General features: G+C 57.5%; 17 protein-coding genes and 1 pseudogene. 8 read left to right on the forward strand and 10 right to left on the reverse strand.

What is annotated here, in order from left to right:
* Positions 1-3: 3 nt before the first annotated feature.
* Positions 4-726: a tellurite resistance TerB family protein gene (locus NHU87_RS15185; RefSeq protein ID WP_253549983.1), complete on the reverse strand. Its 723-nt coding sequence runs from the start codon at positions 724-726 to the stop codon at positions 4-6.
* 149 nt (positions 727-875) lie between these two features.
* Positions 876-3227: a hypothetical protein gene (locus NHU87_RS15190; RefSeq protein WP_253549986.1), complete on the reverse strand. Its 2352-nt coding sequence runs from the start codon at positions 3225-3227 to the stop codon at positions 876-878.
* Positions 3228-3560: 333 nt separating this feature from the next.
* Between NHU87_RS15190 and ydcS the strand changes: the two genes are divergently transcribed.
* The 5 genes from ydcS (at position 3561) to NHU87_RS15215 (ending at position 9267) form a co-directional block, all read left to right on the forward strand.
* Positions 3561-4712: a putative ABC transporter substrate-binding protein YdcS gene (gene ydcS, locus NHU87_RS15195; RefSeq protein ID WP_253549989.1), complete on the forward strand. Its 1152-nt coding sequence runs from the start codon at positions 3561-3563 to the stop codon at positions 4710-4712.
* 180 nt (positions 4713-4892) lie between these two features.
* Entirely contained in the window at positions 4893-5930 is a 1038-nt protein-coding gene (locus NHU87_RS15200; RefSeq protein WP_253549992.1) for an ABC transporter ATP-binding protein, read from the forward strand.
* Position 5931: 1 nt separating this feature from the next.
* Positions 5932-6879, forward strand: a complete 948-nt coding sequence (locus NHU87_RS15205) for an ABC transporter permease (RefSeq protein WP_253549994.1) — start codon at positions 5932-5934, stop codon at positions 6877-6879.
* Positions 6869-7693, forward strand: a complete 825-nt coding sequence (locus NHU87_RS15210; protein ID WP_253549996.1) for an ABC transporter permease — start codon at positions 6869-6871, stop codon at positions 7691-7693. The genes NHU87_RS15205 and NHU87_RS15210 overlap by 11 nt, the downstream gene beginning before the upstream one ends.
* A 149-nt stretch (positions 7694-7842) precedes the next feature.
* Positions 7843-9267, forward strand: coding sequence for a gamma-aminobutyraldehyde dehydrogenase (locus tag NHU87_RS15215; RefSeq protein ID WP_253549998.1), 1425 nt, complete (start codon positions 7843-7845; stop codon positions 9265-9267).
* Positions 9268-9452: 185 nt separating this feature from the next.
* Here NHU87_RS15215 and NHU87_RS15220 read toward each other — a convergent pair whose 3' ends face one another.
* Both NHU87_RS15220 and NHU87_RS15225 read right to left on the reverse strand, forming a co-directional pair.
* Entirely contained in the window at positions 9453-10079 is a 627-nt protein-coding gene (locus NHU87_RS15220; protein WP_253550000.1) for an RloB family protein, read from the reverse strand.
* A 3-nt stretch (positions 10080-10082) separates the two neighbouring features.
* Positions 10083-11336: an AAA family ATPase gene (locus tag NHU87_RS15225; RefSeq protein ID WP_253550002.1), complete on the reverse strand. Its 1254-nt coding sequence runs from the start codon at positions 11334-11336 to the stop codon at positions 10083-10085.
* A gap of 382 nt (positions 11337-11718) precedes the next feature.
* Here NHU87_RS15225 and NHU87_RS15230 point away from each other — a divergent pair.
* A pseudogene (locus NHU87_RS15230) lies at positions 11719-11817 on the forward strand (phage antirepressor protein); the annotation flags it as partial.
* Positions 11818-11888: 71 nt separating this feature from the next.
* Here the strand turns inward: NHU87_RS15230 and NHU87_RS15235 are convergent.
* Positions 11889-12074, reverse strand: coding sequence for a hypothetical protein (locus NHU87_RS15235; RefSeq protein ID WP_253550004.1), 186 nt, complete (start codon positions 12072-12074; stop codon positions 11889-11891).
* 410 nt (positions 12075-12484) lie between these two features.
* On the opposite strand from NHU87_RS15235, the gene NHU87_RS15240 reads away from it, so the two are divergent.
* The gene (locus NHU87_RS15240; RefSeq protein WP_253550019.1) at positions 12485-14110 is read left to right on the forward strand and encodes a glucan biosynthesis protein D; all 1626 of its coding nucleotides are present in this window, start codon (positions 12485-12487) and stop codon (positions 14108-14110) included.
* A gap of 192 nt (positions 14111-14302) precedes the next feature.
* Here the strand turns inward: NHU87_RS15240 and NHU87_RS15245 are convergent, their stop codons facing one another.
* The 3 genes from NHU87_RS15245 to NHU87_RS15255 all read right to left on the reverse strand — a co-directional run bounded on the left by NHU87_RS15245 (position 14303) and on the right by NHU87_RS15255 (position 17995).
* Complete coding sequence (locus NHU87_RS15245) at positions 14303-15409, reverse strand: NADH:flavin oxidoreductase/NADH oxidase (protein WP_253550022.1); 1107 nt, start codon at positions 15407-15409, stop codon at positions 14303-14305.
* Between the two features lie 267 nt (positions 15410-15676).
* Positions 15677-17386 carry a single-stranded-DNA-specific exonuclease RecJ gene (gene recJ, locus NHU87_RS15250; protein ID WP_253550025.1) on the reverse strand — a complete coding sequence of 570 codons (1710 nt, stop codon included), beginning with the start codon at positions 17384-17386 and terminating at the stop codon, positions 15677-15679.
* 66 nt (positions 17387-17452) lie between these two features.
* Positions 17453-17995 (reverse strand): YaeQ family protein, encoded by a 543-nt coding sequence (locus NHU87_RS15255; protein ID WP_007897614.1) that lies wholly within the window; start codon positions 17993-17995, stop codon positions 17453-17455.
* Positions 17996-18142: 147 nt separating this feature from the next.
* Between NHU87_RS15255 and NHU87_RS15260 the strand changes: the two genes are divergently transcribed.
* A complete protein-coding gene (locus NHU87_RS15260) occupies positions 18143-19342 on the forward strand; it encodes a CaiB/BaiF CoA transferase family protein (protein ID WP_253550028.1) in 1200 nt (399 codons plus the stop codon).
* 199 nt (positions 19343-19541) lie between these two features.
* Here the strand turns inward: NHU87_RS15260 and NHU87_RS15265 are convergent, their stop codons facing one another.
* Positions 19542-19829 (reverse strand): DUF3509 domain-containing protein, encoded by a 288-nt coding sequence (locus NHU87_RS15265; protein ID WP_253550031.1) that lies wholly within the window; start codon positions 19827-19829, stop codon positions 19542-19544.
* 337 nt (positions 19830-20166) lie between these two features.
* Positions 20167-21522: a transporter substrate-binding domain-containing protein gene (locus NHU87_RS15270; RefSeq protein ID WP_253550034.1), complete on the reverse strand. Its 1356-nt coding sequence runs from the start codon at positions 21520-21522 to the stop codon at positions 20167-20169.
* Between the last annotated feature and the right edge of the window lie 102 nt (positions 21523-21624).

A 21624-nucleotide genomic window follows, 5' to 3' on the forward strand; every position in this document is an offset into this window, starting at 1 on the left:
CGCTTATACCAAAGCCTGCCGCACCTGCTTCTCCAGCTCAGCCTTCAACCCCGGCTCCAGCTTCAACTGCCGCGCCAGCTCATCAAGGTAGGACTTCTCCATGAAGTTCTCCTCATCCACCAGCATCACACTGGCGATGTACATTTCAGCCGCCATTTCCGGCGTGCTGGCAGCGCGGGCGACGTCGGTCGGGTCCAGCGGTTTGTTGAGTTCGGCGTGCAGCCAGTGTTGCAGTTCCTGATCGTTGTCGAGCTTGCTGAACTCGCCTTCGATCAATTGACGCTCGCGCTCATCCACATGACCGTCGGCCTTGGCCGCGGCGACCAACGCCTTGAGAATCGCCTGGCTGTGCTGCTCGACCTGGGCCGCTGGCAAGCGGTCGAGAGTTTGCGGTTCGGTTCGAGGCGCAGTGCCTTGCTGGGCCTGCCAGTTGCCATACGCTTTGTAGGCGATTACGCCCAGCGCGGCGAGGCCGCCGTAGATCGCCACTTTGCCGCCGACCTTGCGCACCTTCTTGTTGCCGAGCAACAAGCCCATGGCGCCAGCCGCTAGAGCACCGCCGCCGGCGCCGGATAGGACACCGCCGAGGCCGCCCGAACCACTGGAGCCTCCGAGCAAACCGCCCAAACCACCGCTGGATGCTTTGTTCTGGGTGCCGCCGGCCTTGTTCTGCAACAGATCCTGACCGGATTTGAGTAGTTGATCGAGCAATCCACGGGTGTTCATGTTCCGCCTCCAAACAGGGGTTATCCGGATCTATAAGGCCTCCAGCCTAGTTCGAAAGTGCCCATGACCTGCGAGTGAGTGTGCTTCCAAATATTGCTGGTTTCCCCACGCAATAAATCGGAAAGACACCCCGGCTGGATTTTCAGCAACTAAAGCGTCAACAAGAAATCGTCAAATACCAAGGAAGCGTTACCTTTCGCAAGTAATTCCATTTTGACTATATCCAGCCCTGAGAACTCAATGGTCCTTGCGGGCAAGCCGAGCCTTTCTTGTCCTAGGAAACCGCCAGTGCCATAAAAATTTATTTCACCAAAAGACTGCCCCAAACCGTTGCCATAGAATTCAAAACTCACTTTTTGGCAGGGACGGATGAACGTAATCTCTGCTTTCTCTTGCGCCACGACATACCAGTGAAGCTGCTTGCCCGGTATACCACTGGCTATTTGAGCATTGGTAAAAACAGCCGGATTAGGCAAGTGAACTGCAGTTGTTAAAAGTTTGAAGGTGAGAACCGGCGTCACAAGCATTTCACCCGCCCGGATGATCATCCGCGAAAGTTCATCATCAAAATCCTCCACCAACAATGTCTTGACTGTGTAGGTCCTCTGCGGGAACTTCACAGCCTTGCTCTCGTCCGCCTCACCATAAAAATTCACGCTCATGCTGATCGTCAGCAGACTTCTGTCACGCAGCGTAAAAAGCCAGTCCAGCGGCACTGGCCGGCTCAAACCTGATGATGCGGCATGAACCACTTTTTCCTCAAAAATTGTCTCTTTGCCATCACGGTCGATCCCGATGTAGCGGATCAAGACCCATTGATTTTCGACCTGCTGGGGCCACTCGCTGACATTCAAAGGCGTCCGTGCTTCAAGTTGAGTGACGTCTAGATCATTGCCATTTACACCACCGATAATCGGTGTTGGCAGTTCCGGGTGGTAGTGAGGTATTGACCCGATCGAGGCAGCAAGGGGCGGCGATGTCTGGATCGGCTTGCCACCACGCAGGTGCTCGTAACTGAGCTTTACCTGTTTCCCCAGATTCGCCGCTATAAATGTGCGGTTGAGAAAAAAGTTGGCGCGACTGTTGGCGTTGAGAAGTTGAGGTGCAAAAACTGGAGATCCAGCCCCGGAAGCACCTTCGGCAATAAGTCGCACAGTATCGCCCACCCGATAACCCAAAACCTCAACCCGACCCGTTGCCCCGCGCAGATTGGCGGAGTCCAATGGGTCGAGCACACCGTTGATGGACTTGAGCAATGCAGGTGCGAGCAACCGGGGCAGCCCCTCCCCTATTACACGAGCACCGGCAACGGTTGAATTTCCGATCGAAATACCTCCACGGAGCAATGTGTAGATCACCGATACATTGCTTCCCGCGATGACTTGATCGTTACTGACCTGAATTACACAGGGTTTCTTCTGTCCGAACTCATCTTCCTCGACAGTGCCCGTCATTGATAAAACCACGTCTGGCTTGCCCGCCACTTTGGCGGTGTAAGTGGCAATGATGTTATCTCCCACCAGAAAACGCGGATCGCTGGTGCGAACCACAACCCGCAAAGGATTTGCGCCGAGTTTTCCCAGATCGATAGTGTCAGGATCGTCGGTGGGATCGTTGAGAATTTCGCGCAACAACGCACGCGGCAATCGATTACCAGCCAGATCCACATCAATAGATTGCACGGCTGACCAGCGTGAATCCTGATCGGGATTGTTACCGAGCTGATCGGTGACCGTATAAGAAATATTGAACTTGGGATGATCCCCGGCCTTCTCCAAGTCTGCACGAGTCACGTTGAAACAGACTTTGACGGGAACATTGGAACCAGGATTCGGCGCCTGCTCCCTGGTGACTTCGTGATACACACTGTGGCCGTTAAGGTTCAATCGAATGCGATCAAAAGCACGGCAAAAGGGGTAGGACACGCACACCTGTGCACCGATGACAGGAAAGTCCGGGCCAACGCCTTTGCGCAAAGCATCGGACAGAATCAACTCAAGTTCAGAATGCTCTCCATCTCCCGGGCTGGTGTCTTGATTACCGGGAAGTATCCTGTTGTACAACAGCTCCAGCGGCGGCTCGGAGGTGCCCATGTTTGCACTGCCCCGCTTCACGGTACAGCTAAGCCGGTTAATCACATCGGCGAGCAGCATCTGATGTGAAATGTGCAGTGTTACCTCATTGTTTTCGTCTAACGTCTGCACACTGTCGATGCCGGGTTGGCCGTTCAGATTCAGAAACACCGTATCGCCCCGGCGCTGCCCCAGATACGGGCCGAATACGACTTTTGCGCCTTCCGGCGCCCAATCATAGATACGCCGTGGAACCCCCAAATGCGCGCCTACGATAGGTCGTGTCGCTTCTGGCAGATCAGGCGGAAACAGTGCCAGCACCGTATTTTCCACCTCCATGCCACCTAATATCTGTTCTTCACTTGGTGGAAAACAGGTCGGGGTGACCGGTGGTGGGCCATCGAACTGCCCGGTTGCAGTTGTGTCCATGTGACTCTCCTTATCTCAGATTGAACGCCAGATACGCCTTGCGGAGAGTGGGCGCCGATAAGGCGGCACAGACAACTGTCAGAAATTACAGGTAGCCGGCCTTTCCCGACGAACGGCAAGACCGTACCCCACAACTCGTCTTCGAAATCGATTGGTAAAAAAAAACCGCCATCGGGAATTTCCGAATGATGACCCTGCGTCGGATTCGTCACTTCGGCACATCATGGCCCGCCCCGGCCAGTATCTCTGACTACGCTAATAACAAGCCGCCAACGGCATGCTTCACCCCGTTCACCACTGCCCCGACCATAATTTAAACAAGAGGGTTCACCCATGCTCGTGCACAAGACCGCACTGCTCAGTGCAATCACCACCGCGCTGCTGACCAGTGCCAGCCTGCAGGCCGCCGAACCGCTGCAAGCCGTCGGTGCCGGCGAAGGTCAGCTGGATATCGTTGCCTGGCCCGGCTACATCGAACGGGGCGAAACGGACAAGGCCTACGACTGGGTGACTGGCTTCGAGAAGGAAACCGGCTGCAAGGTCAACGTCAAGACCGCCGGCACGTCCGATGAAATGGTCACCCTGATGGCCAAAGGCGGTTACGACCTGGTGACGGCGTCCGGCGACGCTTCCCTGCGCCTGATCGCCGGCAAACGTGTGCAGCCGATCAATACCGCATTGATTCCCAACTGGAAGAGTCTCGATCCGCGCCTGAAGGATGCACCGTGGTATGTGGTCGACAAGCAAACCTACGGTACCCCCTATCAATGGGGCCCGAACGTGCTGATGTACAACACCAACGTGTTCAAGCAGCCGCCCACCAGTTGGGGCGTGCTTTTCGAAGAGCAGAAGCTGCCCGATGGCAAATCCAACAAGGGCCGCGTGCAAGCGTATGACGGCCCGATCTACATCGCGGACGCGGCGTTGTACCTGAAAACCGCTAAGCCGGAATTGGGCATCACGGATCCTTATCTGCTCGACGAGAAACAGTACAAGGCCGTTCTCGATCTGCTGCGCGCCCAGCAAAAGTTGATCCATCGCTACTGGCACGACACCACCGTGCAGATGAGTGACTTCAAGAACGAAGGCGTGGTGGCTTCCAGTTCCTGGCCCTATCAGGTCAATGGCCTGATGAAGGAGAAACAGCCCGTTGCATCGACCATCCCGAAAGAAGGCGCCACCGGATGGGCCGACACCACCATGTTGCACGCCGAGGCCAAGCACCCGAACTGCGCCTACAAGTGGATGGACTGGTCGCTCAAGCCGAAGGTCCAGGGCGATGTGTCTGCCTGGTTCGGCTCGCTGCCGGCGGTTCCGGCCGCGTGCAAGGAAAGCGAACTGTTGGGCGCCGAGGGTTGCAAGACCAACGGTTTCGACCAGTTCGACAAGATCGCCTTCTGGAAAACCCCACAGGCCGAGGGCGGCAAGTTCGTGCCTTACAGCCGCTGGACCCAGGATTACATTGCGATCATGGGTGGTCGTTAAGCTCTCTGAGATCAAAAACAAGATCAAAAGATCGCAGCCTTCGGCAGCTCCTACGCCGACGGCATGCACTGCAAATGTGGCGTCCTCTGCAAATCCCGTAGGAGCTGCCGAAGGCTGCGATCTTTTAATGGCAGACCCGATTCAATTGATAGAAAGCGCGCTTTTTTGGAGCACCGCACCATGACGCTTGCAGTCCAGTTCACCAACGTTTCCCGTCAGTTCGGCGAAGTGAAAGCCGTTGACCGGGTTTCTATCGATATCCAGGACGGCGAGTTCTTTTCCCTGCTGGGCCCCTCAGGCTCGGGCAAAACCACCTGCCTGCGCCTGATCGCCGGTTTCGAACAACCGAGCACTGGCTCCATCCGCATTCATGGCGCCGAAGCCGCCGGGTTGCCGCCGTATCAACGTGACGTGAACACCGTGTTCCAGGATTACGCGCTGTTCCCGCACATGAATGTACTCGACAACGTCGCCTACGGTTTGAAAGTCAAAGGCGTCGGCAAGTCCGAACGCCAAAAACGCGCCGACGAAGCCCTCGACATGGTCGCCCTCGGCGGCTACGGCGAACGCAAACCGGTGCAACTCTCCGGTGGCCAGCGTCAGCGCGTGGCCCTGGCCCGCGCGCTGGTCAATCGCCCTCGTGTGTTGCTGCTCGACGAACCCTTGGGCGCCCTCGATCTGAAGCTGCGCGAGCAAATGCAAGGCGAGCTGAAGAAGCTGCAACGCCAGCTCGGCATTACCTTCATCTTCGTCACCCACGACCAGACCGAAGCGCTATCGATGTCCGACCGCGTGGCGGTGTTCAACAAGGGGCGCATCGAACAGGTTGACACACCGCGCAACCTGTACATGAAACCGGCGACCACGTTCGTCGCCGAATTCGTCGGCACTTCCAATGTGATTCGCGGCGATCTGGCCCGGCAGTTGAGCGGCAATCCACAGCCGTTTTCGATCCGTCCGGAACACGTGCGTTTCGCCGAAGGCCCGCTGGCGAGCCATGAAATCGAAGTCAGCGGCCTGCTGCACGACATCCAGTACCAAGGCAGTGCGACCCGCTATGAACTGAAGCTGGAAAATGGCCAGACGCTGAACATCAGCCAGGCCAACGTCCACTGGCTGGACGTCAGCGCGCAACATCAGACCGGGCAACGCATCAGCGCTCGTTGGGCGCGTGAAGCGATGATCCCGCTGCACGATAATGTTGTGGGCGGGGCCTGAGATGAACAGCGTGACCGTTCCTCAAACCCCGGCCAGCGGCTCGCCGTTGCGCCGGTTTTCGAACCTGCTGTACCGGCGGCCGAATCTTTACTTGTCGCTGCTGCTGGTGCCGCCGTTGCTCTGGTTTGGGGCGATCTATCTCGGCTCGCTGTTGACGTTGTTGTGGCAAGGCTTCTACACCTTCGATGACTTCACCATGGCGGTCACCCCCGACCTGACCCTGGCGAACTTCGCTGCGCTGTTCCAGCCGTCGAACTTCGACATCATTCTGCGCACCCTGAGCATGGCCATCGTCGTGTCGATCGCCAGTGCAATCGTGGCGTTCCCGATCGCCTACTACATGGCGCGCTACACCAGCGGCAAGACCAAGGCGTTCTTCTACATCGCGGTGATGATGCCGATGTGGGCCAGTTACATCGTCAAGGCCTACGCCTGGACCTTGCTGCTGGCCAAGGGCGGCGTGGCCCAATGGTTCGTTCAGCATTTGGGGCTGGAGCCGGTATTGCAGTTCGTGCTGGGGATTCCGGGCGTCGGCGGCAGCACCTTGTCGACCTCGCATCTGGGACGGTTCATGGTGTTCGTCTACATCTGGCTGCCGTTCATGATCCTGCCGATTCAGGCTTCACTGGAACGCCTGCCGCCGTCCTTGCTGCAAGCCTCGGCGGACCTCGGCGCCAAGCCGCGCCAGACCTTCATGCAAGTGATTCTGCCGCTGTCGATTCCGGGCATCGCCGCCGGTTCGATCTTCACCTTTTCGCTGACCCTGGGCGACTTCATCGTGCCGCAACTGGTGGGCCCGCCGGGTTACTTCATCGGCAGCATGGTCTACGCCCAGCAAGGGGCGATTGGCAATATGCCGATGGCGGCGGCCTTCACGCTGGTGCCGATCGTGCTGATCGCTATTTACCTGTCCATCGTTAAACGTCTGGGGGCTTTCGATGCGCTCTGATGCTTCATCTCAAGATCGGGCATCCTTGGGCCTGCGAATCGCCGCCTGGGGCGGATTGGTGCTTCTGCACTTCCCGATCCTGATCATCTTCCTCTACGCCTTCAACACCGAAGACGCGGCGTTCAGCTTTCCGCCCAAGGGCTTCACCCTGAAGTGGATCGGCGTGGCGTTCTCCCGGCCGGACGTGCTGGAAGCGATCAAGCTGTCGTTGCAAATCGCCGCCGTCGCCACATTGATTGCGCTGGTCCTCGGCACCCTCGCGTCGGCGGCGTTGTACCGACGGGACTTCTTCGGCAAGCAAGGCATCTCGCTGATGCTGATCCTGCCAATTGCGTTGCCGGGGATCATTACCGGGATCGCGCTGCTGGCGACTTTCAAAACGTTGGGGATCGAACCGGGGATGTTCACCATCATCGTTGGCCACGCAACCTTCTGCGTGGTGATCGTCTACAACAACGTCATCGCCCGCTTGCGCCGCACGTCATACAGTTTGATCGAAGCCTCGATGGACCTCGGGGCCGACGGCTGGCAGACCTTCCGCTACATCGTCCTGCCGAATCTCGGCTCGGCGATGCTGGCCGGTGGCATGCTGGCGTTTGCGCTGTCGTTCGACGAAATCATCGTCACCACCTTCACCGCCGGCCATGAGCGCACCTTGCCGCTGTGGCTGCTCAACCAGCTCAGCCGCCCACGGGACGTGCCGGTGACCAACGTCGTCGCGATGCTGGTGATGATGGTGACCATGTTGCCGATCCTCGGCGCCTATTACCTGACCCGTGGTGGGGAAAGCGTTGCGGGCAGTGGGGGGAAATAACTGATTCCCAATGTTAAAACCGGATCCTGTAGGAGCGAGGCTTGCCCGCGAAGCTTTTGGCGTTCTTGAGGACGCCTTCGCGGGCAAGCCTCGCTCCTACAGGGATTCGGTTCAGACAGAAATACAACAGCTTCGATGAGGACATAGCCATGCAAACCAAACTCTTGATCAACGGCCAACTCGTCAACGGCGACGGCCCCACCCACGCCGTGTTCAACCCGGCCCTGGGCCGTGTGCTGGTAGAAATCAATGAAGCCAGCGAAGCCCAGATCGACGCTGCCGTGCGGGCCGCCGACCACGCCTTCCAAGCCTGGTCGCAAACCACACCGAAAGAACGCTCGTTGCTGCTGCTCAAACTCGCCGACATCATCGAAGCCCATGGCGACGAATTGGCCAAACTGGAATCGGACAACTGCGGCAAACCCTACAGCGCTGCGCTGAACGATGAGATTCCAGCGATTGTCGACGTGTTTCGTTTCTTCGCCGGCGCCAGCCGTTGCATGAGCGGTGCGCTGGGGGGTGAATACCTGCCCGGCCACACCTCGATGATCCGCCGCGACCCGGTGGGCGTGATCGCCTCCATCGCGCCGTGGAATTACCCGCTGATGATGCTCGCCTGGAAAATCGCCCCGGCCCTGGCCGCCGGTAATACCGTGGTACTCAAGCCGTCGGAACAAACCCCGCTGACCGCCCTGCGCCTGGCAGAACTGGCGACGGACATCTTCCCGGCCGGTGTCCTTAACCTGGTGTACGGCCGTGGTTCTGCGGTTGGTACCGCACTGGTCAATCATCCGAAAGTGCGCATGGTATCGCTGACCGGCTCCATCGCCACCGGCTCGAACATCATTTCCAGCACCGCCGGCAACGTCAAACGCCTGCACATGGAACTGGGCGGCAAGGCACCGGTGATCATCTTCGACGATGCCGACATCGACGCCGCCGTGGAAGGCATTCGCACCTTCGGTTTTTACAACGCCGGCCAGGATTGCACCGCCGCCTGCCGCATCTACGTGCAGTCAGGCATCTACGACCAGTTCGTCGAAAAGCTCGGTGAGGCGGTAAGCAGTATCAAGTACGGCTTGCAGGACGATCCATCGACAGAGCTTGGCCCGTTGATCAGCGCGCAACATCGCGATCGCGTGACCGGATTGGTCGAGCGTGCCATGGCGCAACCGCACATTCGTTTGATCACTGGCGGCAAAGCGGTGGAAGGCAATGGCTTCTTCTTTGAGCCGACAGTGCTGGCCGACGTGCAACAGGACGACGAGATCGTGCGCCGCGAAGTGTTCGGGCCGGTAGTGTCGGTCACTAAGTTCACCGATGAAGCGCAGGCGCTGGCCTGGGCCAACGATTCAGACTATGGCCTGGCGTCGTCAGTATGGACCGCGGACGTCGGCCGCGCGCATCGGCTGTCTGCACGTTTGCAGTACGGCTGCACCTGGGTGAACACCCACTTCATGCTGGTCAGCGAAATGCCGCATGGCGGTCAGAAACTGTCTGGTTATGGGAAAGACATGTCGATGTATGGGCTGGAGGATTACACCGTTGTAAGGCATGTGATGTTCAAGCATTAAAAGCTTCGCTCCTACAGGACCGCACTGAACCTGTGGGAGCGTGGCTTGCCCGCGATGGCGTCGCCGCACAATCAAGGAAGATACCGTTCATACGCCCCCCAGTTCTACGCCCAAAAACCAAAACAAATTGAACCGATCTAACACCATCAACCCGGCCCACATCTCTGCGGGCCGGATTGATGGTGTTAGATCGGCTGAGGCTTGGAGAGGGTTTCAAACTCATCCATCAGCAGATGGATTTCGGTGCTGGGGTTAGGTTCGCCGCTGATGGCGACATCTTCGAGAATTTTGGGTGCCAAAGCTTTGGCTTTCTGAAAAGGCTCACCCAATAGCTGAGCAAAATAGTTGATGCCTTTGCCCTTCTGGTACTTATCCATGTTCGGTTTTTCTCTGAGGCTCTTGGCCACCAAGTCACCCGGAGAGTTTTTCCCAACAGCCCTAAATGGCTTTCGATTGAAGCCGAAGTGCAAAAGAAGCCAAAACTCAAAACAGGGAAACGATGCTATGACTTTGATTTTCGGATGAGGTCTCGCCAGATCTATCGCTCTCTCAAAACATTGATGCGTATCGCGATCCAATGCACAAAACACTCTGTCGAAACGTTTCTGACGGGCAATGGCTCTTTCTACTATTCCGCTCGGGTGCGTGACACCGCAGTGGGCAATTTCTACCTGGGCCTTGGCACGAAAATGAAAGGCGGCCTCCTCCAGATACCGTTTTCCTGACTTGCTATCTTCACAGAGAACCAGCACTTGTGGCTGAGGCTTGAATCTTGATTTCTTCCGATCAAATGATTTAGTCGAGTGCACCATTGGTCACCCCCGCCTGATCAGCGGCAAACCGCGGTAACGGCCTTCAAAGTAGCGTTTCTCGACATCCTCACCCTCTCGCCCTTCAAAATCGTGAACGGAAAAAACACTGGTTGCACCATTGGCATCACGTTCAGTGATCCAGAACTGATCACGCCGCAGAATTTTTGCATTCATTAGATGAGTATCGTGTGTCGTAAATATCAGCTGAGTATCCAATCCGCTATCGAGATGTTTCCCGATCAGATCAGCAACTATTTCAGGATGGAGGCTGCTGTCCAACTCATCGACAGACAGTATCCCGCTTCCATCTGCGCGATTGATCATGAACCAGGGCAGCCAAAAGCCAATCAGGTTTTTTGTGCCTCCGGACTCCTCTGAAAAATCAAACTCTGCTGTTCCCAAAAGACTTGTATGTGTCAGGGTTACTTTGTCTTTTTGGGCCGCCGCGAAGAATTCTTTAAGCGTGAGCTTTTTCTTGGTCGGAACAGCATCTGCATCCTCAGTATTGAGTTGAATAGCAGACACCGGAATATCCACGGCCCTCAAGAACTCCTTTAAATCGACTGTGTAGTCCGAGGCAACCTGCAAAAACCTGATGGAGGCGGCAGACAGCCCCATCATATTGTTCTGCTCAATGACAAGAAGACCGGTTTGAAACCAGGTAAACGGCGCTCGTAACTGAGTCAGTTCTTCGCTGCTGTTCGCAACAGCCTGCGAAATAAACAACACCTTTGGGCTCGTCAGGCGCCGCCAGGCATTGTGGACATCTTTCCCCCCCTCAAGACTTGAACCAAAAATATACTGCTCTCCCTCATCACCAAAACGACGTTCATACAGCAGTGTTTCTTTCCCTTTGGGATAAGAGACCAGCTGCTCCTTGATTATCCGTTGCGAAGTAATGCGCAGAACAAACCGATATCGGAGCCCGTTTTGAATGAAGTTGTACTCAAAGAAACTGGGCTCGTTCTTGAGCTGCGGATCAAAACGAAATGGTGAAACCGGCAGCGGTTCATCATTTGAGGAGGGCGTCGTTGCGAGCAGCCGTCCCATGATCCCCATCGCCTGGATAAGAGAAGATTTACCGGACGCGTTCGGCCCGTAAATTGCCGCGACCTTCAACAAGTCCGGTAGATTTTCGCCACTCACGGAAGGTTTGAATACATTGCGCTTTTTACTCAGGCGTGGGGTCGCAACCATGGACAGGGTTTGCGCCTCACGGAAGGAGCGGTAATTGGAAACCGAAAACTCGATCAACATGTAGAAATCCTGCACTTAATTCCTGAAAGCAGAATAAATATAGGAAAAACCATTCATTTGGCGCTGTCTCCCTGCACCTCGTGCAAAAACAGGAAATTCCTACAGATGGAGCCTTCCAGCAAATACAACATTTCCTACAAGAAGCATCGCCAGAGTAGACTTGGCGCCGCGAGCGCCTTGCAGATAGGCTTCCCCCATCGCTGCAACATCAGCGACCCGGGGTCGAAGCCGGAACACTATCAACATGGCGCATCCGCGCCCCCATATGAACTGGGGCATTTTTTGCCTTTCAGCTTCGCTTTATGGTGGGCCGTGTGGCGCGGGCCTCTCGGCTTACATGTTGATCGAGAATGTTCCGACTTCGAACGCCACTCGGTCCGCCACCCCGCTGCTGCATTGGCAGCATCAGGCCTGGATCAAGTGGCGGGACATGCCTGACCTGATGCAGGCACAGCGGCCATTCACGATTGATAGCCGTTGAGCTGACACACAAAGGGACGGACTTTTACAGTCCGTCCCTTTGGTTTTCCAATATGACTCAATCTCCTACGCTCAAAACCGCGAAACACTGCGCATCGCATCCACCAGATACCGCATCGCAATCCGGTCGGTCTCCGACAGCTCGCGATACCGCTCCACCAACTTCAACTCCTCCGAACTGAGCCGACGCCTTCGCCGACCAGTGGCCAGGCAGGGGAAGATTCCTAATATTTCAGTAATGCCTTGTACTTTCGACATGGACGATGTCCTTCTATACGTCAGAGAAAACTTCAAAACCGCATCGCCCTATCACTTTCAGCGGTCACCTTGTGCCTGCTGAACCCACCGGCCTGAAGGGCCGAAACCGGTCATGCCCATAGAATAGAAATTAAATCGGCGCTGAAAAGCTGTTTTTAGAGTAATTAGTCGAAAAAAGCAGATATGCCCTATAAATCAGAAAGCACTGTGAGAAACGTCACCTGAAATGTCTTGTTTCATTGCCGCGCTGTCGCTGTGCCATCAATCATTTTTGCTCTGCAACCGAACGGTTTAAGCTATTTGGCATCTCTTTAAGGTCCGTTGCGTTTGGCCAAGGCATGTCCGAACCGTTATTTCTGATCCAGCACGTGCCAGGAACGGCGCGGGATTGTTCACGACAGGTTGTACTTATGCACCGCAGGAATTTGCTCAAAGCCTCCATGGCCATCGCGGCTTACACGGGTCTCTCAGCCACCGGCCTATTGGCGGCACGCGCCTGGGCGGGCAGCAGCACGGCTGATGGCGACGCTATGGCGTTCGACTTCGAATCACTGAAGAGCCAGGCCAAACAGCTCGCCGGCAAGCCCTATCAGGACACCAAACAGGTGCTGCCGCCGACGCTGGCGACCATGACGCCGCAGAACTTCAACGCGATCCGCTACGACGGCAATCACTCGCTGTGGAAGGACTTGAAAGGTCAGCTGGACGTGCAGTTTTTCCACGTCGGCATGGGTTTCAAGCAGCCGGTGCGCATGTACAGCGTCGATCCCAAGACTCGACTGGCGCGGGAGGTGCATTTTCGCCCGTCGCTGTTCAACTACGAAAAAACCACCGTCGACACTAAACAGCTCAAGGGTGATCTGGGTTTCGCCGGGTTCAAGCTGTTCAAGGCCCCGGAGCTGGATAAGCACGACGTGTTGTCGTTCCTCGGCGCCAGCTATTTCCGCGCGGTAGATGCCACCGGCCAGTACGGTTTGTCGGCCCGCGGCCTGGCAATCGACACGTACGCCAAGAAGCGTGAAGAATTCCCGGATTTCACCAAGTTCTGGTTCGAGACCCCGGACAAGGACAGCACCCGCTTCGTGGTTTATGCCCTGCTCGATTCGCCGAGCGCCACCGGCGCCTACCGTTTTGATATCGATTGCCAGGCCGAGCGTGTGGTGATGGAAGTTGATGCCCACATCAATGCCCGCACCGCCATCGAGCAATTGGGTATCGCGCCGATGACCAGCATGTTCAGCTGCGGCACCCATGAGCGGCGCATGTGCGACACGATTCACCCGCAAATCCACGACTCCGATCGCCTGGCCATGTGGCGCGGCAATGGCGAGTGGATCTGCCGCCCGCTGAATAACCCGGCCACTTTGCAATTCAATGCTTTTGCCGACACCGACCCGAAAGGTTTCGGCCTGGTGCAGACCGATCACGAGTTCGCCAATTATCAGGACACCGTCGACTGGTACAGCAAGCGTCCGAGTCTGTGGGTAGAACCTACAACCGCATGGGGCGAAGGCTCTATTGATTTGCTGGAAATTCCTACAACTGGCGAAACCCTGGATAACATCGTCGCGTTCTGGACCCCGAAAAAACCGGTCGCGGCCGGGGATTCCCTCAACTATGGCTACAAGCTTTATTGGAGCGCTCTGCCGCCGGTGAGCACGCCGCTGGCGCGGGTCCATGCGACCCGTTCGGGCATGGGCGGTTTCATTGAAGGCTGGGCGCCGGGCGAGCATTACCCGCCCGTCTGGGCGCGACGCTTTGCCGTGGACTTCACCGGCGGCGGTCTGGACCGCTTGCCCGAAGGCGCGGGGATCGAGCCGGTGGTGACCTGCTCTAACGGCCAGGTGAAGGACTTCAACGTGTTGGTGCTCGATGACATCAAGGGCTACCGCATTACTTTTGACTGGTACCCGACCAATGACAGCGTGGCTCCGGTGGAATTGCGTTTGTTCATTCGCACCAATGACCGGACGTTGAGTGAAACCTGGTTGTACCAGTATTTCCCGCCGGCGCCGGAGAAGCGTAAGTACACCTGACAGTAAGTGGGTGCCTGAACCGGCCCCTTCGCGGGCAAGCCTCGCTCCTACGGGATCGGTGATAAACGCTCCGCCCCCTTGTAGGAGCGAGGCTTGCCCGCGAAGACGGCCTGACAGACAACGAACATCTCAGCACAGAAACGCAAAAAGCCCCGGTCAACACGACCGGGGCTTTTTGTTTTTCAGCAGCATTCAATCACGCAAATCCGATTCATGAATCGGCTGGTCACGATGGGTCGCCCGATGATATTGCGCCGGCCAGATAGCCTTATGCCCGCCCAGATCGTCATCGGCATGCAGCGGCCAATACGGATCACGCAACAACTCTCGGGCGAGGAAAATGATGTCGGCCTGACAGGTACGCAAAATGTGCTCGGCCTGGGCCGGTTCGGTAATCATTCCTACGGTGCCGGTGGCAATGCCTGACTCCTTGCGTACGCGCTCGGCAAAACGGGTCTGATAACCGGGGCCTGTAGGAATCTCTGCGTTTACCGCCGTACCGCCCGATGAGACATCGATCAGGTCCACGCCCAGATCTTTGAGGCGTCGCGCCAGCTCTACGGTTTCATCGGGGTTCCAGCCGTCCTCCACCCAATCGGTGGCCGACACCCGCACAAACACTGGTAATTCTTCAGGCCACACCGCACGCACCGCTTCGGTGACTTGCAGCACCAGCCGAATTCGATTCTCGAACGAGCCGCCGTACTGATCGCGCCGCTGATTGCTCAGGGGTGAAAGAAATTGGTGCAACAGGTAACCGTGAGCGGCGTGTACTTCGACCACTTTGAAACCGGCGGTCAGTGCCCGTTCGGCCGAATCGACGAAGGCCTGGATAACGTCAGCGATTTCGCCGTCATCGAGCTGCTTGGGTGGCGTGTGCTGTGGGTCGAAAGCGATCGGCGAAGGGCCGACCGGGATCCAGCCGCCGTCTTCCGGCTTGATGCTGCCATGCTTGCCGAGCCACGGCCGATGCGTGCTGGCCTTGCGCCCGGCGTGGGCCAACTGGATGCCGGCCACGGCGCCCTGAGCGGCGATGAAGCGCGTAATACGTTGCAAGGGTTCGATCTGTTGATCATTCCAGAGACCGAGGTCCTGGGCGGTGATGCGCCCGTCAGCGGTGACCGCCGTGGCTTCGGTGAACACCAGACCAGCGCCGCCGATAGCGCGACTGCCGAGGTGGACCAGATGCCAGTCATTGGCCAGCCCATCGACGCTGGAGTACTGGCACATCGGTGATACCGCAATGCGGTTAAGCAGGGTCAATTGACGAAGGGTATAGGGTTCAAGCAGCAGACTCATGGGGCACCTCTCGAATCAGTGGGCAGGCTCCAGGGTTCTGTTTGAATAGTCGACGAGTGACAGGAAAAAGGGTGCAGCACCCGCCCCCGCGGGCAAAAAATTCGACAAGACGTCACAAGGATAATCAAGCAGTGCTTAGAGCCTAGTCGACATCGGGGGATAAGGGAGGGATCCGAGGGATTCGGTGCGGGGGAAATTGCTTTCGCGGGCAAGCCTCGCTCCTACAGATTCAGTGATCTGTAGGAGCGAGGCTGGCCCGCGAAGGGCTTAACGCGGTTCGATGTGGGCAATCATCAACTGAACAGTCTCGTTCCCACGGAACTCATTGAGGTCGAGTTTGTAGGCCAACTCAACCCACTTGATGGTCGGATTCGGCCAGATATCACGGTCGATACCAAAGGCTATGCCGTCTAGCTTCACCGAACCGCATTCACTTCTCAGCACCACTTTGAGATGTCGCTCACCCACAACACGCTGCTCGACCAACTGAAACACCCCGTGAAACAGCGGCTCCGGGAAGTGTTGCCCCCACGGCCCGGCGTGGCGCAGGGCGCGGGCCAGTTCCAGGTGAAACTCTTCGACCGCCAACGTGCCGTCCGACAGCAGGCGCCCGGTCAGGTCTTCTTCGCGCATTTGCCTACGCACTTCAGCGTCGAAGGCTTCGGCGAACAACGGAAAATTCGCTTCTGGCAAGGTCAGGCCGGCCGCCATGGCGTGGCCGCCGTATTTGCTGATCAGGTTCGGATGCTGCGCCGCGACCACACTCAAGGCGTCACGAATATGAAAACCCTGAACCGAACGCCCCGAGCCCTTGAGCAGGCCATCGCCAGCATCGGCAAAGGCAATGGTCGGACGGAAATAACGCTCTTTCATACGCGACGCGAGGATTCCGATGACGCCCTGGTGCCACTCAGGATCGAACAGGCACAAGCCGAACGGCATCGATTCCACCGGCAAATCCTTGAGCTGGGCCAGCGCCTCACGCTGCATGCCCTGCTCGATGGATTTGCGGTCCTGGTTCATGCCATCCAGTTGAGCGGCCATTTCACGGGCAGCGCCCGCGTCTTCGGTAAGCAGGCATTCGATGCCCAAGCTCATGTCATCCAGACGCCCCGCCGCGTTCAGACGCGGGCCGAGGATGAAACCCAGGTCGGTGGAAGTGATGCGCGAATGGTCGCGCTTGGCCACTTCAAGGATCGCCTTGATTCCCGGCCGCGCGCGCCCGGCGCGAATCCGCTCCAGCCCCTGATGCACCAGAATCCGGTTGTTGGCATCCAGCGGCACCACGTCGGCGACGCTGCCCAGCGCCACCAGGTCGAGCAATTCGCCAATGTTCGGCTGCGGCTTGCTTTCGTACCAACCCAGACTGCGCAGGCGCGCGCGCAAGGCCATCAGCACATAGAAGATCACCCCGACACCGGCCAGGGCTTTGCTCGGAAACTCACAACCCGGCTGATTCGGATTGACGATGGCATCGGCCAACGGCAGCTCGTCGCCGGGCAAGTGGTGATCGGTGACCAGCACCTTGAGCCCGGCCTTCTTCGCCGCCGCCACGCCTTCGACGCTGGAGATGCCGTTATCCACGGTGATCAGCAGTTGCGGTTCGCGGGTCAGCGCCACTTCGACGATCTCCGGCGTCAGGCCATAGCCGTACTCGAACCGGTTCGGCACCAGATAATCGACATGCGCCGCGCCCAACAGGCGCAACCCCAGCATGCCCACAGTACTGGCCGTCGCACCATCGGCGTCAAAGTCGCCGACGATCAGAATCCGCTGACGTTGCTCGAGGGCCGTCACCAGCAAATCCACCGCCGCATCGATGCCTTTGAGCTGCTGATAGGGAATCAACCGCGCCAGGCTCTTGTCCAGTTCAGCCTCGGATAGCACGCCCCGCGCTGCGTAAAGGCGGGTCAGCAGCGGTGGAATATCACCGAGGAATGGCAGGGTGTCGGGCAACAGGCGAGGTTCGATGCGCATGGGGTGACAGGTGCTTCTCTTGAATACGTAGGATAAAACCGGGTAACGCGCTTCAGCGGCGAATAATCAGCCGCGTTCGCCGCTCAGCCACTGCAACTGGACTTCATGCTGACCACGGTCGTCGGTGACGAAAATCGTTCCTTCGCTGATCATCACATCCCACTTGATAACGCGCGGCATGTCCTTGGCCAGGGTTTCCAGAACTTCCTGGGGTACGGCGGCGATATGGACGTTTTTCAGGTTTTTGATCGCCGGGATCACTTTGGTTTCCCACACACGCAGGCTGCCGTAAGCCAGCAGGCTGGTGCGCTCGGTGCGGCGCGAGCACCAGGTCAGGCGATCGGCGTCTGGCTGGCCGACTTCGATCCAGTGCAGGACACGATCATCCAGGCTCTTTTCCCACAGCGCTGGCTCATCCACGTCTGACAGACCGCGACCGAAGGACAACTGCTCGTTGTACCAGAAGGCGTAGGCCAGCAGCCGCACGGTCATGCGCTCTTCGGTTTCCGAAGGGTGACGGGCGATGGTCTGCTTCACGCTCTCGTAGACGCTGCGGTCGAGGTCGGTGAGGTTCAGTTCAAACTTGTAGGTCGTGGACGGCTGGGCCATGAACGGGCTTCTTGATACGAGGAAAGGCGGCAAGTCTAACCGATGCAACAGGCAATCAACGAATTGAAGGCGATCAACTTTGGGCGACTGACGCCGGCCTATGTTAAAACGCTACATCCGCTCAGCCTTTGTCCTACAGGATTCAGCATGCCGTTCTCCAACAAACCGCTCTCGGGTCTGAAAGTCATCGAATTGGGTACGTTGATTGCCGGGCCGTTTGCCTCGCGTATTTGTGGCGAATTCGGCGCCGAAGTGATCAAGATCGAGTCCCCGGACGGTGGTGATCCGTTGCGCAAATGGCGCAAGTTGTATGAAGGCACTTCGCTGTGGTGGTTCGTTCAGGCGCGGAACAAGAAGTCTTTGACCCTGAACCTGAAACACCCGGACGGCTTGGCGATCCTGAAACAACTGCTCAGTGAAGCGGACATTTTGATCGAGAATTTTCGCCCCGGCGTGCTGGAAAAGCTCGGCCTGGGCTGGGAAGTCTTGCACGCACTGAACCCGAAACTGGTGATGGTGCGGCTTTCGGGCTTTGGCCAGACCGGACCGATGAAAGATCAGCCAGGCTTCGGCGCGGTCGGCGAGTCCATGGGCGGCTTGCGTTACATCACCGGCTTTGAGGACAGGCCGCCAGTGCGCACCGGAATTTCCATCGGCGACTCGATTGCCGCGCTCTGGGGCGTGATCGGCGCGCTGATGGCCTTGCGTCATCGCGAGGTCAACGGTGGCTTGGGGCAAGTGGTGGACGTGGCGCTGTACGAAGCGATCTTCGCCATGATGGAAAGCATGGTCCCGGAATTCGACGTGTTCGGCTTCATCCGCGAACGCACCGGCAACATCATGCCGGGCATCACGCCCTCCTCCATTCACACCAGCGCCGACGGCAAACACGTGCAGATCGGCGCCAATGGCGATGCGATCTTCAAGCGTTTCATGTTGATCATCGGTCGCGAAGACCTGGCCAACGATCCTGTGTTGGCCAGCAACGACGGACGCGATAGCCGTCGCGACGAGATTTACGGGGTGATCGATCGCTGGGTCAACTCACTGCCGCTGGACGCGGTGATCGAGCAACTGAACCAGGCTGACGTTCCCGCCAGCCGGATCTTCAGTGCCGAAGACATGTTCAGCGATCCGCAATACCTGGCCCGGGAAATGTTCTTGCAAGCCAAGCTGCCCGACGGCAAGGACTTCAAGATGCCTGGCATTGTGCCAAAACTCTCTGAGACGCCCGGCAGCTCCGAATGGGTCGGGCCGCAGCTGGGTGAACACAACGCGCAAGTACTCCACGACCTTGGCTACGACTCGGCACAGATCACACGGTTGCGTGAAAACGGGGCCATCTAAGCTGGAGCGCCTGCTTTCATCAGCAATGACAAATCGCGGGCAAAAAGAAACCCCGAGAAGTGGGGAGACAACTCGGGGTTAAACGTGGCCTACAAAAAGGCCAGTGACAACAAGCTACAAGCACCGGAGCACAATGCTTGATCCTGCTGTTACATGGTCTGACTGACCTTGGCGCGGGAAGGTTCCCACAAAAAACAATTCAATTTCGGCTGGCCAGGATCTTGTCCTGAGCAGCATTGCGCAACGCCGCAATCACACAGGGTTCCAGACGTCCTTCAGCGATCAGCACGTCGCGGTGCAGCCCGTCGACGACATCCGTCAGCAGACGTTTATCGGTTAACTGGGCCTGATTGAACGTCCGTTCGACCACGATAGCGCCGCTCGTACTCTTCAGTGTCACCAGGCATTCGCCATGGGCACCCGATGGAGTCAATTTGACCTGATACGGGCTCAGAGCCTCACCGAGCAATAGACTGATACTTTCCATCTCGATCACCACTCAATAGTCCGAAAACAAAGTGCCTGGGGCGTTCCACAGTAAATGACCACAGGCCCGAGAAGAAAGTTCTGATTCCAACGGCAGGCGCACCGGCGCCTCTGGTAACTAAAGCATGCCCGGTAAAGATGACAGCAAAAAAACAGCTGATTCACGCAGTTTCAGCCTCGACGCGCTCTTTGTAGCAGCTGGCGAAGCCTGCGTTCGGCTGCGAAGCAGTCGTGAGTCCGGCTGACGCGGTCAACCTGACGCACCGTAATCTCTGGTTTTACGACTGCTTCGCAGCCGAACGCAGGCTTCGCCAGCTGCTACAGATCGCATTTACAACTCACACCTGCCTTGTACGCTTGCCGATATCGCTCCATCCGCCCAGCAGTCCTCGCAATTGACCGTCCGCACTGTAAAACGGCACCGTCCACTGGTAGATGTCCCTGACGCCATCCTTGAATACCAACTGACGTTCGCTGAAACGGGTCTTGCGGGTACCGAGTTGAATCATGAACTCGGCGTGCAGCTGCTCGGCGGTTTCTTTGGGCAAGACATCGAGTTCGATCAGTTGTCGCCCCTGAACCTGGTCGAAACGGGTCGACAAGCGCTCCTCATAACTCTTGTTGCACATGATCAATCGCCCTTCCAGATCACGCACGAACATCGGATCGGGCATTGCGTCTATCAATGCGTGCTGAAATGCGAGTTGGTCATTGAGGTCTTTCTCGGCGTCCCGGCGTTGCTTGATCAGTGCAGCGAGCCGGCGGTTCCAAAGCAATGACAGCAAGCCGAACAGGCTAACGATGAATAGGCTCCAACAGCCCCACTGGGTTATTCGCTGCCAGGCCGAGGGCGCGTGTACCGGCGTAATTCCGTTCAGCCATTTCAACCGCATGGCGCGTAACTCGGTGGGTGGAAACGCTTCGAGTGCCTTGTTGAGGATGCTCAATAACTGTGGCTGAGCTTTGCGGACGGCCAAATGGTCCGCCTCCCATTTGCCCTCCACCGCACGTCCTACCTTGAGCCGGCCCGAGGGATAGAGTTGCGCTCCGATTTCGTTTTCAATGGTGGCGTAGGCCTCGCCACTTTCCACCAGTGCCCGGGCTTCGCCGTAGGTTTTGACCGAGCGCAGCTCGATCGCCGGGTAGTCACGACGAATCACACCCTCCAGGGCGTGCCGGGCCGGCAATACCAGGACTCTTTTCGAAAGCTGTTCCAGGGACTGTAACGCTGGGGTGCCGGCCAGTCCCACGAGTACCCAGCCCGCCCCGCCGAACGCATGACTGAAATCCAGAAACGCCTTGCGCTCGTCATTTACTGCCAGCGTCGTGCTCATGTCCGCTGCGCCGCTTTCCAGCCGCTCCAGCAATTGGTCAGTGGAAAACGACTCTTCATGGACGAAGCGCAATCCTGTCATGGCGCTGATGCGATTGAGCACATCGTTGTTCAAACCGCTCCAGTGACCGTGCTCGTCCTTGAACAGATACAGCGGGTATTGCGCCGACGCGACGACAACCATCGGATGCTCAGCAATCCATTGCCGCTCCTGAGCGTCCAGCTCAATGCGTGCGACAGTGGCTGACTCCCGGGAGTCATGTGTCGCCAATTGTGCGGCCTTTACCCATGGCCCAAAGCCCAGGGCGCCCAGCAAAAATATCCAGCACACGGCTGGTTTAAACCCTCTAAAAAACAGCATTGCCACTTCCTTGGTGATCGTCTCGCCCGTCCTTCATGGGCGGCTCTTCTTTTACGAAACCCGACAAGTGTGGCATGCAGAAATGAGAAAGCCCGTCAGGAG

This window comes from Pseudomonas mandelii (assembly GCF_024138395.1).
GTDB classification, from domain to species: Bacteria; Pseudomonadota; Gammaproteobacteria; order Pseudomonadales; family Pseudomonadaceae; genus Aquipseudomonas; species Aquipseudomonas mandelii_E.

Excerpts from the sequence above, each read along its gene's own strand:
- NHU87_RS15185 (WP_253549983.1), bottom strand. The coding sequence starts at position 726 with ATGAACACCCGTGGATTGCTCGATCAACTACTCAAATCCGGTCAGGAT.
- NHU87_RS15190 (WP_253549986.1), bottom strand. The coding sequence starts at position 3,227 with ATGGACACAACTGCAACCGGGCAGTTCGATGGCCCACCACCGGTCACC.
- ydcS (WP_253549989.1), top strand. The coding sequence starts at position 3,561 with ATGCTCGTGCACAAGACCGCACTGCTCAGTGCAATCACCACCGCGCTG.
- NHU87_RS15200 (WP_253549992.1), top strand. The coding sequence starts at position 4,893 with ATGACGCTTGCAGTCCAGTTCACCAACGTTTCCCGTCAGTTCGGCGAA.
- NHU87_RS15205 (WP_253549994.1), top strand. The coding sequence starts at position 5,932 with ATGAACAGCGTGACCGTTCCTCAAACCCCGGCCAGCGGCTCGCCGTTG.
- NHU87_RS15210 (WP_253549996.1), top strand. The coding sequence starts at position 6,869 with ATGCGCTCTGATGCTTCATCTCAAGATCGGGCATCCTTGGGCCTGCGA.
- NHU87_RS15215 (WP_253549998.1), top strand. The coding sequence starts at position 7,843 with ATGCAAACCAAACTCTTGATCAACGGCCAACTCGTCAACGGCGACGGC.
- NHU87_RS15220 (WP_253550000.1), bottom strand. The coding sequence starts at position 10,079 with ATGGTGCACTCGACTAAATCATTTGATCGGAAGAAATCAAGATTCAAG.
- NHU87_RS15225 (WP_253550002.1), bottom strand. The coding sequence starts at position 11,336 with ATGTTGATCGAGTTTTCGGTTTCCAATTACCGCTCCTTCCGTGAGGCG.
- NHU87_RS15235 (WP_253550004.1), bottom strand. The coding sequence starts at position 12,074 with ATGTCGAAAGTACAAGGCATTACTGAAATATTAGGAATCTTCCCCTGC.
- NHU87_RS15240 (WP_253550019.1), top strand. The coding sequence starts at position 12,485 with ATGCACCGCAGGAATTTGCTCAAAGCCTCCATGGCCATCGCGGCTTAC.
- NHU87_RS15245 (WP_253550022.1), bottom strand. The coding sequence starts at position 15,409 with ATGAGTCTGCTGCTTGAACCCTATACCCTTCGTCAATTGACCCTGCTT.
- recJ (WP_253550025.1), bottom strand. The coding sequence starts at position 17,386 with ATGCGCATCGAACCTCGCCTGTTGCCCGACACCCTGCCATTCCTCGGT.
- NHU87_RS15255 (WP_007897614.1), bottom strand. The coding sequence starts at position 17,995 with ATGGCCCAGCCGTCCACGACCTACAAGTTTGAACTGAACCTCACCGAC.
- NHU87_RS15260 (WP_253550028.1), top strand. The coding sequence starts at position 18,143 with ATGCCGTTCTCCAACAAACCGCTCTCGGGTCTGAAAGTCATCGAATTG.
- NHU87_RS15265 (WP_253550031.1), bottom strand. The coding sequence starts at position 19,829 with ATGGAAAGTATCAGTCTATTGCTCGGTGAGGCTCTGAGCCCGTATCAG.
- NHU87_RS15270 (WP_253550034.1), bottom strand. The coding sequence starts at position 21,522 with ATGCTGTTTTTTAGAGGGTTTAAACCAGCCGTGTGCTGGATATTTTTG.